The sequence below is a fragment of the Streptomyces himastatinicus ATCC 53653 genome (genome assembly GCF_000158915.1).
Classification (GTDB): Bacteria; Actinomycetota; Actinomycetes; order Streptomycetales; family Streptomycetaceae; genus Streptomyces; species Streptomyces himastatinicus.
Window position 1 is genome coordinate 271322 of sequence record NZ_GG657754.1, and the last position, 15766, is coordinate 287087.

Consider the following 15766-nt stretch of genomic DNA (forward strand, 5'->3'; position numbering starts at 1 on the left):
GACGGTCAGGAAGGGTTGTCCGCGTGGGTGAGGGTCGTCCAGGCGTTGAAGTAGTTGTCGGTGCCGGACGGGCGGTGCGCCTCGGTGTACTTCTGGGTGTTGGACATCGCGATGCCGAGCCGGTTGTGGAGGGCGTTGAAGCCGACCTCGGTGACCTCGTCGAGGCCCTTCTTGACCGAGCCGCCGCACAGCCAGGACGGCACGGTGGCGCCGTTCTCGTAGGTGGTGTGGAAGCCCAGGGTCTGGCGCAGCCGCTCCTGGATCTTCGGGTAGAGGTCCTGGCCCTGGATGCGGCTGGTCTCGGCGATGTCCGCGATGGAGGCGATGCCCCATCCGGTGTGCCCGAAGTCGCGGCAGGTCTCCTGGGAGAGGCCGTCGGTGAAGGTGCTCTGGCCCTGCCAGTACTTGACGATCTCCGCCTCGGTGTCGATGCTGCTGTTCGCGGGCGGCTCGGGCAGATCGCCGTCGGCGGTCAGGTAGACATACGCGGGGACGCGGGCGAGGTAGGTGCTGACGGCCTTGTCGTAACTGGTGCGGTCCTCGATGAAGACGGAGATGCCGATGGCCGCCTCGGTCATGACCAGTTGCCAGTTGCCGTTCTTGGTCTCGGCGCCGCTGATCACCTCGGGCAGGTACACGGTGCGCAGCATGGTGGCGAAGCGGCCGGAGTTCGCCCAGCCGCCGTCGTAGGTGTACTTGATGATCTCGGCGGCGCGCGGCCAGGTGGATCCGGACCAGCCGCTCTGGAGCGGGGCGTTGCTGTTGGTGTGATCGGTGATGGTCGCGGACCACGCGTCCATGATCTCGATCGCCTTCTTGGCGTATCTGGTGTCCCGGGTGAAGTACCAGGCGAGCGCCTGGGTGTAGGCCGCGATGGCGTCCTGACGCTCCTCGGTGCAGCCGTTGTTGGGGTTGGACGACGATCCGCATTCCACGATGGCGCGGGGCTTGGGGTTACGCGACAGTGAGGCGTAGGAGCTGGCCATCATGTTGTCGTACGCGGCCTTCCAGGGCTGCTGCCCGGCCTGCACCTTCGCCCGGGCATAGTCGAGCTGGCCCCGGCTCACCAGCACCCCGGGGTGGGTGAAGGTGGTCGGCGCGGCGCTCGCCCGCGGGGCCGGGCCGGTGAGCTGAAGGCTCAACAGCCCGGCCAGCAGGGCGAGCACACTGAGCAGCGCGGTTCTGGTTCTGGATCTGAATCTGGTTCCGGCTCGTGCCATCCGTTGACCTCTTCCATGCTCGTTGGCCTGGACCAGAGGAATAGTCGTGGGCATGTCAACACTTGTCAATGCTCGCGTATGTGGCCGGTGTTCATCTCCTTGTCCATAAAAGGTCAGTACGACCAGGTGGCGCGGGTGTCCCTGTCAGGATTCCCCGGTGCCGGTGTCCATCTCACGGGCCAGGGCCACGGTCAGAGCGCGGAAGATGCGCACTTCGGGGTTGGTGTCCGTGGTGCGGGTGGCGAGGACGCTGTGGGCGCGGGGGGCGTCCAGCACCGGTACGTACCGGGCGCCCGGCCAGCGGTAGTAGCGGGCGAAGGACGCCAGCCCCGATCCGGCGCCACGGCCCGCCGCCACGCTGGTGAGGATGTCCTGGGGTGTGAGGGCGTAGTCGGGTGCGCGGTGTTCGCCGGTCTCGAAGTACAGGTAGTCGGTGAAGGTGCGCGGGGTGTGCGGGGGCAGCTGAAGGTAGGGCAGGTCGATGACGTCGGCCAGCCGGACGCCGGTCGCGGCGGCGTCCGCGAGGGCGGAGCGGGCCGGGACCGCGACGATCCGCTGTTCCGCGGTGATGAGGTCCACCTCGATGCCCTCGGCCTCGAAGGCGGGCCGCACGAAGGCCACGTCCACCCGGTCCTCGCGCAGCGCGCTGATGTGTTCGGTGAAGGTCAACTGCACGAGTTCCAGCGGCACTTCGGGCCTTGCGCGGCGGAAGGCGCTGACGGCGGCGGGGGTGACCTCGGCCGAGCCGTGGCCCATGATGCCCACCCGCAGGGTGCGCATGCCCCTCGGCGGGGCGAGGGCGGCCTCGGTCACGTCCTCGACGGCCGCGTTCGCTGCGGCGAGCAGGGTGCGGGCGTGGGAGACGAGCCGCTGTCCGGCGACGGTCGGCACGACGGGACCGCTGCCGCGGTCCAGCAGCCGGGCGCCGAACTCCCGTTCCAGCTGCTGCACATGCTGGGTGACCGCGGCCGGCGACAGGAACAGCCGCGAGGCGGCCCGGCCGTAGTGCTCCTCCTCGACGACCGCCAGGAACGAGGACAGCTTGCGCAGATCCATACCGGCCACGATACGACCGTATCGCGCGTGGTCACGACGGCATTCAGGATTCCTGAACGGAGGCGGCGCCGGGCGCCGGACGGCCCGTACAACGGTGAGTATGAGCAAGTACGCCGCCACGACCGCTCCATCCTCGACCTCCGCTCCCGCCCCGCCGCCGGACGCCACAGCCCCCGCGCCACGGCACTGGCTCAGGGCGGGCTGGGTGATGACGGCCTCCGGCTGGAGCGCCAACCAGTTCTCCGCCCTGCTGGGCGCCTACCGCAGCGATCTGGGTCTGACCACGGCCGATACGACCGCCCTGTTCGGCATCTATGTGCTGGGCCTGATCCCCGGCCTGCTGCTGGGCGGGCCGCTCGCCGACCGGCGGGGCCGCCGCCCCGTCGTCTTCCTCGCGCTGGGCTCATCGGCGCTGGCCACCTGCCTGCTGATGATCGGCCCCAGCGCCTCCGCGTTCCTGTGGCCCGGGCGCTTCCTGACCGGGATCGGCGCGGGTGCCCTGCTGGCGGCGGGCAGCGCCTGGATCAAGGAGCTGTCCTCGCCCCCGTACGGCGCCGCGCCCAACCCGGGGGTGGCGGCCCGCCGTTCCGGCCTGTTCCTGTCCGCGGGCTTCGCGACCGGCGGTCTGGCCGCTTCCCTGATCGCCCAGTGGGCCCCGCACCCCATGGTCACCGCCTACGTCCCGCATCTGATCCTCTCCGCCGTCGCCGCGCTGTGCGCCGCCCGGGCCCCCGAGTCCTCCCCGGCCCACTCCGGTGCGGAATCGGCCGCTCCCGCATCCGTCGCACCGGACGAGCGGCGCGCCCCGGCGCGCGAGTTCCGCCGGATGGTGGCCCCGGTGGCGCCGTGGGTGTTCATCGCCCCGGCGGTGGCCTTCGCCACGCTGCCCGGGCTGGTCGACGGCGACCTGAAGGGCTGGGAGACCGTCTACGCCGGTGTGATCACCGCCGTCACCCCGGGCGCGGGCATCATCGTGGCGCCGTTCGCGCGGTCGCTCGCCGCCCGGCACCGGGTCGCCACGGGCGCCATCGGACTGGCCGCCGTCGCCCTCGGACTGCTGGTCTCCGCGCTCGCCGCGGCACAGGCCCAGCCCGTAATCGCGCTGCTCGCCTCGGTCGTGCTCGGCGCCGGGTACGGCCTGTGCGTCGCGTACGGCCTGACCGAGGTCGCCGCCCTCGCGCCGCCGCACCAGCTGGCGCGCCTGACCTCGTACTTCTGGACGATGGCCTACCTGGGCTTCCTCGCCCCCTACGTCATCACCCTGTTCACCGGGGTCTTCTCCCCGCCCGCGATCCTCGTCGGCGCTGCCGTGCTGGCGGTGGTCACGCTCACGGCGGTCACCGTCCGCGCCGAAAACTAGGGTGGCCCCGACACAGCCAGCGGAGAGGCGAACCGGTGAATACGGAATCATTGCCCGAGTCCTTCTATCGGCACCTGGGCGGCGGTCGATACGCGTCCAGTCCCGCCACGGCGGGGCCGTGGAGCCCGAAGACGCAGCACGGCGGCCCTCCCTCCGCGCTGCTGGGCAGGGCGCTGGAACGGCACGCGGCCCGGGAGGGGTTGCGCATCGCCCGCATCACGCTGGATCTGCCGCGCCCGGTTCCCGTGGGCGAGCTGGAGGTCCACGTCCGTACGCTCCGCTCGGGCGGGCGCACCGAGCTGCTGGAGGGCGAGCTGACCTCCGACGGCAAGAGCGTGCTGGTGGCACGGGCCTGGAAAATCGCCGCCAGCCCGGCCGGCACCCCGTCGCTGCGGCCGGTTCCGGCCCCGCCCGAGCTGCCGGAGGCGCAGCCCGCACGGACGATGGCGGGCGCTCACCTGGACGGCTACCTCTCCGCGATGGAGTGGCGGTTCGAGCCGGGGAAGGCGTTCGACACACCCGGTCCGGGCACGGCCTGGGCGCGGCAGCGCATTCCGCTGGTGGCCGGCGAGGAGGACACCCCCCTGACCCGCGCCCTCACGCTGGCCGACAGCAACTGGGCCGTGGCCTTCGAACTCGACCATCAGCAGGGGTTCGTCATCAACACCGACATCACGCTGGCGCTGCACCGGGAACCCGTCGGCGAATGGTTCTGCATACGCGCCGCCACCGCGGCCAGCCCCCATGGGTCCGGGCTGGCCCTCGGGCAGCTCGACGACGAGGCCGGGGACTGCGGTCGCATCCTCCAGACCCTGCTGGTCGCCGACCGCTGACGGGCACCCGTCGTCCACTCTCCGCAATCCGCACCCGCTCGGCCGCCTCCGGACAGGGGCCGCCCTTGTGCTCGGGCACGCCCGGTCACGTACCATCCGGGCATCGCGGGGCCCGCCATTTCCCACGGCTCGCCCCGCCACCCGTCAGCAAGGAGTTCTCATGTCCAAGCCGCCGCTGCCGCCCGAGGCCGTCGCCCTGCTGCGCCGCCCCAATCCGGCCGTCATGGCCACCGTGCGCTCGGACGGCACCCCCGTGTCCACTCCCACCTGGTACGCGTGGGAGGACAGCCGTGTCCTGGTCAACCTGGACGACGGCCGGGTACGGCTGAAGCATCTGCGCCGCGATCCGCGGGTGACCCTCACCGTCATGGACAAGGACGACTGGTACACCCATGTCACCCTCATCGGACGTGTCGTCGAGACGCGTGAGGACGAGGGCCTGGCCGACATCGACCGCATCGCCCACCACTACATCGGCAGCCAGTATCCGGACCGGGTCCGCGCCCGGACCAGCGCCTGGATCGAGGTCGAGCGGTGGCACGGGTGGGGTTCGATGAAGGACAACGACCAGGCTTCCGCGTAAGCCGTCGAACGCCCCGGCCCCAGGCCCGTCCGGGGCCGGGGCGGGGTCATTCGTATCAGGCGGTGGCGGCCTCCCTCAGGCGTTCCGGGGACGCCGTCGCCCCCTCCGCGTCCTCCGTGATGCCGAGCTCCACCCGTGCGCGGTCCACCATCCGGCGGGCGTGCCGCAGCCCGATGCGGTCCAGCACGCAGGCCAGTTCGGCGAGATCGGCGGCCGTCCCGTCCCGGTCACGCCCCAGCCGGGCCAGGGACTTGACGAGCCCCAGCCTGGCGAGGGCCTCACCGCGCGGCTCGCTCATGGTGCGGAACTCGGTCAGCGCCTCCTGGTAGATGTCACGCGCCTCCGCGTAGCGGCCCGCGCGGTAGAGCACATTGCCGCGCATCTTGTGGTTGTAGGCCAGCGCGCTCATCAGGTTCATCGTGCGGCACGTCACCTCCGCCTCGGCGAGCAGCTCCAGCGCACGGTCCGCGTCGCCGTCGCGCACCGAGACGATGTCGGCCAGACCGCGCAGCGCCCAGGCGTGTCCGCGCCGGTCGTCGGCCTGCGCGGCGATCGCCGCGGACTCCTCGAACATCGCGTACGCCGTGTCGTAGGACCCGGTGTTGCGATGCATCTGGGCGATGCCCTCCAGCGCCCATACGGTGTGCCGCGCCTCGCCACGTTCCCGCGCCTCGGCGAGGAGTTGCTCGTGCAGCGCGCTCACGGCTTCGTAATCCCCCTGGATACGGCCCGTCTCCGCCAGGCCCGCGAGCGAGTAGCCGCGGGCGAGGATGTCCCCGCCGTGTTCGCCGAGTTCGGCCGCGAAGCCGAGCAGCCGCCACGCCAGCGTCAGGGCGCCCCGCTGCCGGGCGAGCGTGCCGCCGCTCCACAGCGCCCACGCCATCGCCCCGGCGTCCCCCGCCGTACGGGCCGCCCGGTAGCTGGCCTTCCACTCGCGGTCGGCATCCGCCACGTGTCCCAGTCTGCGGTGGGCCTCGGCCACCGCGAGCCCCACGCGTGCCGTCTCACGCGGGCAGCCGCTCCGCTCGGCCGCCCGCAACTGCTCGGTACCCGCGGCCAGTACGTCGACCAGCGATGAGTTCACGGACAGGGTGGTGGTGAGGGAGCCCTGGTACTCCGGGGCGAATGCCTTGCCGTACATGGATGCCTTTCCGTCGGTGGTTCCGGCGGAAGCGCATGAGCACCCACTATGCACCGCGTCTATACATCACGTGCATAGCAGGCCGCAAACGACCCTTCTCTCCATGGGCCGCCGCGCGTCCGCTGCCGATCAAGACGCGATACGGCCCGGGGAGGTTGTTCCGGATCCGTGTCATCCACCTTGGGTGTCCCGGACGGCCGGAGGGCCGCCCGGGAACCCGCCACGTCAGGTGGTGCGCAGTGCCTGGCCCGGGAGCGAGGCCAGCAGTTCCCGGGTGTAGGCGTGGCGCGGGGCCTTCAGGACCTCGTCCACATCGCCCCGCTCCACGACCCGCCCCTCCTTGAACACCAGTACGCGATCGGCGAGATGGTGCACCACGCCCAGGTCGTGCGAGATGAAGAGCAGCGAGGTGCCGAGTTCCGCCCGCAGGTCCGCGATCAGGTCGAGCACCTGGGCCTGGATCAGGACGTCCAGCGCGGACAGCGGCTCGTCGCACACGATGATCTCCGGCTCGGCGATCAGCGCCCGCGCTATCGCCACCCGCTGACGCTGGCCGCCGGACAGCGAGCGGGGGCGGCGGGTGAGGTGACCTGCGGTCAGCCCGACGCGTTCGAGGGCGGCGACGGCCAAATCACGCCGCTGGGCCCGGGAGTCCTGCCGCGGGATGTTCTCCGCCAGCACCTGGCCCACGGTCCAGCGCGGGTCGAAGGAGCTGAGCGGGTCCTGCGGTACGTACTGGACCAGCCGGCGCGAGGCCCTGCGCTCCCGCTCGGTCAGCACGCTCCAGGGGCGGCCGTGCAGCCGTACCTCGCCGGAGTCGGGCCGGGTGAGGGCGAGCACGATGTCGGCGCAGGTCGTCTTGCCCGAACCGGACTCGCCGACGATGCCCAGCGCCTCCCCGCGGTGGAGCCGGAACGACACGTCGTCCAGGGCGGTGAACCGCTCCTGGCCGGGGCCGCGCAGGGCGTACGTCTTGGTCAGGCGGCTCGCTTCCAGGACCACCTCGTCGTCGGACCGCCGCGGGGAGGCCGGTTCGCCGCGGGCGGCGGTGGCCGCGGGGCGGTCGCCGGCCAGCCGCGCGCCGCGCGAAGCGGCCGAGGGGATCGCCGCCAGCAGCTCCCGGGTGTACGGGGCGCGGGGGCGCCGGAGCACCTCGCGCACCGGCCCGTCCTCCACCACCTTGGCCGCGTTCCATCACCAGGACGCGGTCGGCGATGTCCGCGACGACGGCCAGGTCATGGCTGATCAGCAGCAGCCCGGTACCGTCGGCGACGCGGGCGGCGAGGAGTTCGACGATCTGCCGCTGCACGGTCACGTCCAGCGCCGTGGTGGGCTCGTCGGCGATGATCAGCTCGGGTTCGGCGGCGATGGCGGAGGCGATCAGGGCGCGCTGGCGCAGTCCCCCGGACAGCTCGTGCGGATGGGCGTCGATGCGCCGCTCCGGCTCCGGCATGCCGACCGCCCGCAGGGTGTCCAGGACGCGTTCGCGCGCCCGGGCGCGGGGCACCAGCCGGTGGTGCCGGATCGCCTCGCCCACCTCCTGGCCCACGGTACGGAGCGGGTCGAGGGAGACCAGCGCATCCTGGAGGACCAGCCCGGCGAACCGGCCGCGCAGCGCACGCCAGTCCCGCTGGGAGAAGCGGGTCGCGTCCCGGCCGTCGACCCGCAGCGCGTCGGCCCGGGTCACCGCCTCCCGGGGGTTCAGCCCGACGAGGGAGCGGGCGGTGACGCTCTTGCCCGAGCCCGATTCGCCGACGATCGCCACGCACTCCCCCGGGTGGACGGCGAACGAGACGCCGTGCACGGCGGGTACGGTGCCGCCGCGCGCGCGGAAACCGATGCGCAGCGCGTCCACTTCGACGAGCGGGCGGGCGGCGGCCGGATCGCTTGCGGTCATGAGGTCCTGCCTTCCAGGAGGAGTTGCAGCTTGCGGCCGACCACGGTGAAGGCGATCACGGTGGCGGTCATCGCAAGACCCGGGAAGAGCCCGGCCCACCAGGCGGTACGGAGGATGTCGCGGCCCTCGGACAGCATCACGCCCCACTCGGGCACCGGGGGCTGGGGCCCAGGCCGAGGAAGCTCAGCCCGGAGACGGCCACGATCGAGGTGCCGATGTCGATGGTGGCGATGACGGGGATGGCGACCAGGACGTTGGGGGCGATGTGCCGTGCCAGGATCCAGCCGCGGCCGCGTCCCTGGACGACGGCGTGGGTGACGTATCCGGCGTCCTTCACCGCCCGGGTCTGCGCCCGGATCACCCGGGCGAACTTCGGTACGCCCGAGATGCCGATCGCCACCGCGATGTTGAGGACGCCGGGCCCGGTGAAGACCACCACGAGCATCGCCAGCAGTACGCCCGGAAACGCGGAGACCACGTCGAGCACCCGCGCCACGGCCTCGTCGGCGGCCCGGCCGGACAGCCCGGCGAGGACACCGGTCAGCAGGCCGAGGACCAGGCTGATGAGCATGGCCGCCACCCCGAGCAGCAGGGAGTAGCGCGCCCCGTGCACGACCCTGGCGAACACGTCCCGGCCGAGCAGGTCGGTGCCGAACCAGTGCCGCGCGCCGGGGGCCTGGAGGGATTCGGGCATCGAGGAGCGGAGCGGGTCGGTGTCGCCGAAGAGGCCGGGGAAAGCGGCGGCGAGCAGAGATACGGCGATGAGCGCGGCGCACAGGGCGGTGCCGGTGTGGCGCAGCAGGCCAAGACGTGGGGTCATCGGGTCCTCAGCCTCGGGTCGATGAGCAGGTTGACGATGTCGACGAGCGTGGAGATGACCACGTACGCGAAGGCGGCGAGCAGGACGACGGCGAGCACGACCGGCACGTCCTTGTTGGTCACGGCGGTCAGGGTGACGGCGCCGAGCCCGGGGCGGCCGAAGACCGTTTCGGTGATGACGGCGCCGCCGAGCAGGTTGCCGATCATCCAGCCGCCCAGGTTGATCACCGGTGGCAGTGCATGGGCCAGGGCGTGGCGCAGCCGTACCAGGGTCTCGCCGACGCCCCGCGCCCGTACGGTGGTGATGAACGGCTGCTCCAGCGTGGATTCCAGTGCTTCCCGCAGGACTTGGGACAGCAGTCCGGCCATGGGCAGGCCGAGGGTGACGGCGGGCAGGACGAGGGAGGCCGCCCCGCGGTCGGCGGTAACCGGGAACCAGCCCAGCTCGAACGAGAACACCATCAGCAGCAGGATCCCGAGCCAGTACACCGGCGTGGACGTGGCGACGAGTTCGGCCAGTGAGGCCACCGCGCGCAGGGGACGCGCCCGGCCCGCGGTGGCGATCGCCACCGACAGGGCAAGGATCAGGGCCAACACCGCTGAGAGCAGGGTCAGTTGGGCCGTGGGCCACAGCTGGTCACCGACGATGGCGGCGACCGGCTGCCGCATCGCGTAGGAGGTGCCGAGGTCGCCGTGGAGCAGCCGTCCCAGATAGTCCAGGTACTGCACGAGAGGCGGCCGGTCCAGGCCCCAATCGGCGGCGACCGCCTCCTGGGCGCCCGGATAGGTCTGATCGCCGAGCAGGATGTCCTCGATCTTTCCCGGCATGGAGTGCAGCACGACGTAGGCCACGGTGGCGGCCGCCCACATCACACCGAGACCGGTGGCGACGCGGGTGGCGATCCGCCGCCGGGCCACGGCTCCCGGCCGGACCGGGCGGGTGTCCGCGGGGCGGTCGGTGGTGGCGGGGGCCGTGGTCATCGGCCGACCCGTACCGCGTAGGAGGTGGCGGGCGAGTCGAGCTGGGTCTCGAAGCCGAGCCCGTGGACCGTGTCGGAGGCGGCGATCTGGTAGTGCGGGGCGAACAGCGGGACGATGTACGCCCGGTCCACGGCGCGCCGCTGGATCTTCGCGAGCAGGGGGCGGCGCCGTTCCAGGTCGGTGGTGGCCAGGGCCCGGTTGATCATGGCGTCGAGCTTTCTGTCGTATCCGTGGACATTGCCGTAGAGGAACTCGGTGCTGCCGAGGACCTGTCGCAGCTCCAGCCCGGCGTCCAGCGGATTGAGGGTGTTCGGGTAGATGCTCCAGTTGCCGGTGGCCTTCTGGTCGGTGAACTCCCCGGCGGTGTTGATCTTCAGATCGAGGTCGAGTCCGATGTTCTGCCGCAGCTCGGCCTGGAGCGCCTCGATCAGCACATCGCGGTTGTCGCGCACATACGGCTGGGGATAGCCGACCTCGAGGGTGAGCCGCTCGCCGTCCTTGGTGCGGTAGCCGTCGCCGTCGCGTCCGGTCCACCCCGCCTCGTCCAGCAGCCGGTTGGCCTTCTTCGGGTCGTTGCCCCAGGTGTTCTTCAGCGAGGCGTCGTAGTCGGAGTTGTCGGGGCCGATGTTGGACCAGGCACGCGGCACGGTGCCCCGGTAGACGGCCTTCACCACCGCGTCCAGGTCGGCGCCGTCGCGCAGCGCGCGCCGGACCCGGATGTCGGCGCCGGGCCCCCGGGTGTAGTTGATGTTGAGGGTGAACGAGGTCTGCCGGGAAGGGCCGGTGAGGTACCGGAAGCCCTTGACGCCCTTGAACAGCGGTACGTCCAGGGGCTGTACGCCCTCGATGGCGTCCACCTGGCCCGAGGCGAGCGCTCCGGAACGAGTGGAGTACTCGGGCAGGAAGCGGTAGGTGACGGCGTCGAGATACGCCGGGCCCCGGTGCCGCGAGAAGCCGGGCGGCCAGTCGTAGCGGGGGTTCTTGCGGAAGCGTACGGACTGGCCGCGGGTGTAGCTGTCGAGGGTGAACGGGCCGGTGCCGACGAGCGACCGGCTCGCGTTGCACAGCGTGTCGCCCTTCTTCAGCGAGGACGGCGAGAGGAAGCCCAGCTTGACGCTGGAGAGCGACTCCAGGAGCGAGGAGTCGGGGTTCTTCAGCTCGATCCGCAGCGTGTGCGGATCGGGCGCGGTGCTGCGCTGGTAGTTGACGAGCAGGCTGGCGGCGTCAGCCGCGTTCGCCGGGTCGGCGACGTAGTCGAAGTTGGCCTTCGCGGCCCGCGCGTCGAAGCGGGTGCCGTCGCTGAACGTCACATCGTCGCGGAGCCGGAAGGTGTAGACCGTGCCGCCGTCGGAGATCTTCCAGTGCGTGGCCAGCCAGGGCGCGAAGGTGCCGTCCCGCTTCTTCGCGATCAGCGAGTCGACGTAGTTGCGGATGATGATGAACGCGTTCTGCTGTGTGGAGCGGTGCGGGTCGAAGCACTGCGGCTCCGTGGTGACGCCCCAGGTCAGGGAGTTGCCCGCAGCGGAGGTGCGGGCCCCGGCCCCGGAGGGCGCGCAGCCTGCGAGCAGCAGCAGCGCGCCGAGGGCGGCGGCGAGGAGACGGCGGTTACGCATGGCGCCCCCGCTCGGCGTCGCGGGCGGTGTGCAGGGGCTTCGCGAAGCAGACGCTGTACGGGTCGAGCGCGTACGGCGGATACGCCGGGATGCGATGCCAGCCCTCGCGGGTGTAGAGGGCGGCGGCCTCCGGCTGCTCGATCCCGGTCTGGAGCATCAGCCGGGTGATGCCCCGCTCGACGGCGGACGCCTCGACGGCCGCCAGCGCCGCCACGGCCAGCCCGCGCCCGCGGTGGTCGGCGCGTACGAACACCCGCTTGATCTCCCACCGGCCGCCGGAGAGCGCCCGCAGCGAGGCGGTGGCGACGGGTTCACCGGATCCGGCGAAGGCGACCCAGGTGACGGCGACCTCGTCGGGGGTGGGCGGGGGCGGCAGATGCGGGCGTGGCCCGTACTTCGCGTACCGCGCCTTGATCTCGACGTCCATCAGCGCCCGCAGTTCGACGGCCGCCGGGTCGTCCCACCCGCGTGCCGCCCAGTGGACGGGGCCGCTGGGCGCCGGCGCTGAGAGGGCGGTCGGTGTATGGGTCATCGGGCCGCCTCCGGCTTCAGTGCCTCGGCCAGTCGGCCCACCGCGATGGCCACGTCGTCCTCGGCCACCGCGCCGATGCCGAGCCGGATGCGCCCCGGGGATCCGGTGCCGCCGGGCGGGGAGAAGAGGCTGCCGACGCCGAAGTCGGTGCCGAGGGCGTGGGCCCGCGCCCGCGCCGCGTGCAGATCCAGGCCCTCGTCCGCCACGGTGGCCCACAGGAACAGCCCGCCCTCCGGCAGCCGGGCCTCGATGCGGCCGGGGAGCGCCGTGGCGAGCGCCGTGTGGAGGGCGCGCGCCCGGCGCCCGTACAGCGCCCGTGCGTCGGCGGTGACGCGGTCGAAGAGGCCGGGCGTGGTCAGCAGTGCGGTGGCGATGGTCTGGGTGAAGGTCGAGGAGTGCTGGTCCTGGTTGGCGCGCAGCCGCGCCACCGCCGGGAGCAGCCATGGCGGGCCGATGATCCAGCCGAGGCGCAGTCCGGGCCCGAGGGTCTTGGAGAAGCTGTTGACGCGGACCACTCGGTCGCTGTCGGTGCTCAGTTGGGGGACGGGGTCGCCGGAGTACCGCAGTTCGCGGTACGGGCTGTCGGCGACGACCGTGAAGCCGTAAGCCTCGGCGAGTTCGACGAGCCGGACGCGGGCGGCGGCGGGCAGCGTGGCCCCGGTGGGGTTGTGGAAGTCGGGCACCGTGTAGAGCACCTTGGGGCGGGCGCCGTCTTCGAGCGCCCCGGCGAGGGCGTCGATGTCCAGGCCGTCCGGCCCGGTGGGGACCGGCAGATACGTGACATGGGACCGGCCGAGGACGCGCAGCGCGAGCGGGTAGCCCGGGTCCTCGACCGCGACCAGGTCGCCGGGGTCGAGCAGGGCGTCGAAGACCAGCGAGAGCGAATGCAGTGCCCCGTTGGTGACGAGCACACGGTCCGCGGGGACCCCTTCGTAGTGGCCGATCCAGGCGCGCAGCTCCGGTGTCCCCTCCACACCGGAGTACTGGAACGCGGCGGCTGCCGACGGGCCGCCGAGCACGCCGGCCGCGGCCTCGGCCAGCTCCTTGACCGGCAGTGCCTCGTCGGCGGGGGTGCCGCTGGTGAGCGGGAGGAAGCCGGGGACTCCGGCCGGTGGCGGGGCGCCGAAGCCGCCCAGGGCGGTGGTGTCGGCGCCGCGGCGGGAGAGGGCCATGAGGTGTTCTCCAGAGCAGGTGGGTGTTTCGGTGGGTGGCCGGAGCGCCGGGGGCGGCTCGGCGGGCAGGGCGTTCAGAGGGCCTTGCCGGGGTTGAGGATGCCGAGCGGGTCGAACACGGCCTTGACGCCGCGCTGGAGCGCGAGTCCGGCCGCGCCGAGTTCGTCCTCCAGCCAGCGCCGCTTGGTGACACCGACCCCGTGCTCGCCGGTGATGGTCCCACCCAGGGCCAGCGCCGCGCGCACCAACTCATCGGCTGCCGCGTCCAGTTCGGGTGGCGCGGGGGAGGTGGCGGGGGTGCCCTCGGGGACGGGCCGGGAGAGCACCGGATGCAGATTGCCGTCGGCGGCGTGGGCGACGGCCGCGAAGTCCAGCCCGTACCGTCGCCCGATCCGCTCCCCCTCCTCGTACATTCGCGCCACCTTCGACTTGGGTACGGCGACGTCCTCGCCGACCGTCCACAGCGGGCGGGTCCGGCCGCGTCCGGAACGGCGCAGCTCCCACAGCCGTTCGGCCTCCGCCTCATCGGTGACCCGGCGCGCGTCCCCGCCGGTGTGGCGCAGCGCCGCGGCGATGTCCTCGGCCTCGGCCGCGGCGGCGTGGCCGTCCGTCCGCACCAGCAGCAGGACGTGGCCGCCGTCGGTGAGCCGGGAGCCGCTGTGCTCGTCGATGTTGCGGAGGCTGGCGTGGTCGATCAGTTCGGCGACCGCCGGGACGACACCGGTGCGCGAGATCTGCCGTACGCCGTCCAGTGCGGCGCGTACGGAGGGGTAGTACGCGCTGACCGTGGCGGTGGCGGCGGGCAGCGGACGCAGCCGTACGGTGGCGCCGACGATCACTCCGAGGGCGCCCTCGGAGCCGACGAACAGGGCGGTCAGGTCCAGTCCGGTGACCCCTTTGACGCTGCGGTGCCCGGTGCGCAGGGCGGTTCCGTCGGCGAGTACGACGTCGAGCGCCAGGACGGAGTCACGGGTGACGCCGTACTTGGCGGAGCGCAGGCCGCCCGCGTTGGTGGCGATGTTGCCGCCGATGGTGGAGATGGCGTGGCTGGCCGGGTCGGGCGCGTAGTACAGCCCGTACGCGGCCAGCGCGCCGTTGAGGTCGGCGTTGATCACCCCGGGCTGGACGACGGCCACCTCGTCCTCGGGCGAGATCTCCACGATGCGGTTCAGCCGCTCGGTGCTGAGCACCAGGCAGCCGTCGACGGCGGTCGCGCCACCGGAGAGGCCGGTGCCCGCGCCACGGGTCACCACGGGGACGCGGTGCCGGTGGGCGAGTGTCAGGACGGTGGCGACCTCGGCCGCGTCGCCGGGGCGTACGACGGCGAGCGCCCGGGCCCCGGCCGTTCCGGAGCGGTCGTCGAGGTACGGGAGGACGTCCGCTTCGTCGAGCAGGGGCGCGGACGTGTCGGCGAGGGCTTGGCCGAGCTCCCGCAGGAACGTGTCGGTCACGGTGGTTTTCCTCAGGGGATGCGTGGCCGCTTCGGTGCCGACGCAGACGAGTTGACGAGCCGTCAAAGCTCATGGCGCACGAGAGCACCGGCCCGCACGGGCAGACGGATCACGTCAGAAACAAGTGAAAAAGGAAGGCGCCCGAAGGGCAGCCGTCAATGCCTCAACAACACTGCGCGCTCACCACTCGACCGAAGTCGACGTGGTGGCGGTGCACCAAAAGCGTGGAGGCCATGGGCGTTACCCAACACCGGCATTCGTGTACTGGTCAAGAAGCGACCACCATGCGGAACGGCGGACGGCCACCGGACACCCCGCCCATCTCACCATGCGGTCCGTTCTTGACCTGGCCAGAGAGGACTGTGAGCATCCCATCCCATGTCGCGGACCCTCTTCAGCACGCGCCGCCGCACGGTCGATCACATGGTGATCACCAGTGCCGCCTGTTTCTCTCACTGATCTCATTCCCGCTCGGGGCCGGCCCGTCTCCCTTCGGCGTGCCCGCCCGCACTCTCTTCAGAGCGTCGAGGAGTCCACACGGTGATCCGTGTAGAGAAACTGCATAAAACCTTCGGTACCGGTACCCGTGCGCGGCCGGTGCTCCATGAAGTTGACCTGGACATCGCGCAGGGCACCATCGGCGCCGTCGTCGGCCCCAGCGGCGCGGGGAAGAGCACCCTGGCACGCTGCGTCAATCTGCTCGAACGCCCCACATCCGGACGGGTGTGGGTGGCCGGAACCGATGTGACGGACCTTCCGGAGCGTGAACTGCGCCCCGCGCGGCGGGCCATCGGAACCGTCTTCCAGTCCGCCAATCTGCTGCGCAGGCGTACGGCGGCGGAGAACGTCGCGATGCCCCTGCGGTATCTCGGGGTGACCGCACGGGACGAGAAGCGCCGCGTGGCCGAACTGCTGGAGCGGGTCGGCCTCGCGGACCGGGCCGACGACTACCCCGCGCAGCTGTCCGGCGGCCAGCGCCAGCGCGTGGGCATCGCCCGGGCGTTGGCCCTGCGCCCCAAGGTGCTGTTGTCCGACGAGGCCACCTCCGGTCTCGACCCCGTCGCCACCCGGTCCGTCCTGGCCCTGCTGCGCGAGCTGCGGACGGACC

15 protein-coding genes and 1 pseudogene are annotated in these 15766 nt (G+C 72.1%); 4 read left to right on the forward strand and 12 right to left on the reverse strand.

What is annotated here, in order from left to right:
- Window positions 1-5: 5 nt before the first annotated feature.
- Both SSOG_RS01165 and SSOG_RS01170 read right to left on the reverse strand, forming a co-directional pair.
- Window positions 6-1220 carry an alginate lyase family protein gene (locus tag SSOG_RS01165; protein WP_009712349.1) on the reverse strand — a complete coding sequence of 405 codons (1215 nt, stop codon included), beginning with the start codon at window positions 1218-1220 and terminating at the stop codon, window positions 6-8.
- Window positions 1221-1364: 144 nt separating this feature from the next.
- A complete protein-coding gene (locus SSOG_RS01170; protein ID WP_039940431.1) occupies window positions 1365-2276 on the reverse strand; it encodes a LysR family transcriptional regulator in 912 nt (303 codons plus the stop codon).
- A 100-nt stretch (window positions 2277-2376) separates the two neighbouring features.
- Between SSOG_RS01170 and SSOG_RS01175 the strand changes: the two genes are divergently transcribed.
- From SSOG_RS01175 to SSOG_RS01185, 3 genes are all read left to right on the forward strand, one after another.
- Window positions 2377-3636 carry an MFS transporter gene (locus SSOG_RS01175; protein WP_245606183.1) on the forward strand — a complete coding sequence of 420 codons (1260 nt, stop codon included), beginning with the start codon at window positions 2377-2379 and terminating at the stop codon, window positions 3634-3636.
- 35 nt (window positions 3637-3671) lie between these two features.
- A complete protein-coding gene (locus tag SSOG_RS01180; RefSeq protein WP_009712352.1) occupies window positions 3672-4469 on the forward strand; it encodes a thioesterase family protein in 798 nt (265 codons plus the stop codon).
- A 160-nt stretch (window positions 4470-4629) separates the two neighbouring features.
- Window positions 4630-5052 (forward strand): PPOX class F420-dependent oxidoreductase, encoded by a 423-nt coding sequence (locus tag SSOG_RS01185; RefSeq protein WP_009712353.1) that lies wholly within the window; start codon window positions 4630-4632, stop codon window positions 5050-5052.
- A gap of 55 nt (window positions 5053-5107) precedes the next feature.
- Here the strand turns inward: SSOG_RS01185 and SSOG_RS01190 are convergent, their stop codons facing one another.
- From SSOG_RS01190 to SSOG_RS01225, 10 genes and pseudogenes are all read right to left on the reverse strand, one after another.
- Window positions 5108-6193, reverse strand: coding sequence for a tetratricopeptide repeat protein (locus SSOG_RS01190; protein ID WP_009712354.1), 1086 nt, complete (start codon window positions 6191-6193; stop codon window positions 5108-5110).
- Window positions 6194-6418: 225 nt separating this feature from the next.
- Window positions 6419-7372: an ABC transporter ATP-binding protein gene (locus SSOG_RS55370; protein WP_009712355.1), complete on the reverse strand. Its 954-nt coding sequence runs from the start codon at window positions 7370-7372 to the stop codon at window positions 6419-6421.
- A 205-nt stretch (window positions 7373-7577) separates the two neighbouring features.
- Window positions 7578-8090: pseudogene (locus SSOG_RS55375) on the reverse strand (ATP-binding cassette domain-containing protein); the annotation flags it as partial.
- On the reverse strand, window positions 8087-8227 hold the full coding sequence (locus SSOG_RS54635) for a hypothetical protein (protein WP_208867312.1): 141 nt from the start codon (window positions 8225-8227) through the stop codon (window positions 8087-8089). The pseudogene SSOG_RS55375 and the gene SSOG_RS54635, both read right to left, overlap by 4 nt.
- Window positions 8227-8910 carry an ABC transporter permease gene (locus SSOG_RS01200; protein ID WP_009712357.1) on the reverse strand — a complete coding sequence of 228 codons (684 nt, stop codon included), beginning with the start codon at window positions 8908-8910 and terminating at the stop codon, window positions 8227-8229. The genes SSOG_RS54635 and SSOG_RS01200 overlap by 1 nt, the downstream gene beginning before the upstream one ends.
- Window positions 8907-9890 carry an ABC transporter permease gene (locus SSOG_RS01205; RefSeq protein ID WP_009712358.1) on the reverse strand — a complete coding sequence of 328 codons (984 nt, stop codon included), beginning with the start codon at window positions 9888-9890 and terminating at the stop codon, window positions 8907-8909. Before SSOG_RS01205 ends, SSOG_RS01200 begins: the two co-directional genes overlap by 4 nt.
- Window positions 9887-11503: an ABC transporter substrate-binding protein gene (locus tag SSOG_RS01210; RefSeq protein ID WP_009712359.1), complete on the reverse strand. Its 1617-nt coding sequence runs from the start codon at window positions 11501-11503 to the stop codon at window positions 9887-9889. Before SSOG_RS01210 ends, SSOG_RS01205 begins: the two co-directional genes overlap by 4 nt.
- A complete protein-coding gene (locus SSOG_RS01215; protein WP_009712360.1) occupies window positions 11496-12035 on the reverse strand; it encodes a GNAT family N-acetyltransferase in 540 nt (179 codons plus the stop codon). The genes SSOG_RS01210 and SSOG_RS01215 overlap by 8 nt, the downstream gene beginning before the upstream one ends.
- On the reverse strand, window positions 12032-13207 hold the full coding sequence (locus SSOG_RS01220) for an aminotransferase-like domain-containing protein (protein ID WP_009712361.1): 1176 nt from the start codon (window positions 13205-13207) through the stop codon (window positions 12032-12034). The genes SSOG_RS01215 and SSOG_RS01220 overlap by 4 nt, the downstream gene beginning before the upstream one ends.
- A gap of 74 nt (window positions 13208-13281) precedes the next feature.
- On the reverse strand, window positions 13282-14658 hold the full coding sequence (locus SSOG_RS01225; protein WP_050799717.1) for an FAD-binding oxidoreductase: 1377 nt from the start codon (window positions 14656-14658) through the stop codon (window positions 13282-13284).
- 597 nt (window positions 14659-15255) lie between these two features.
- On the opposite strand from SSOG_RS01225, the gene SSOG_RS53060 reads away from it, so the two are divergent.
- The coding region (locus SSOG_RS53060; protein WP_245606184.1) for a methionine ABC transporter ATP-binding protein at window positions 15256-15766 on the forward strand (511 nt) is incomplete at its 3' end.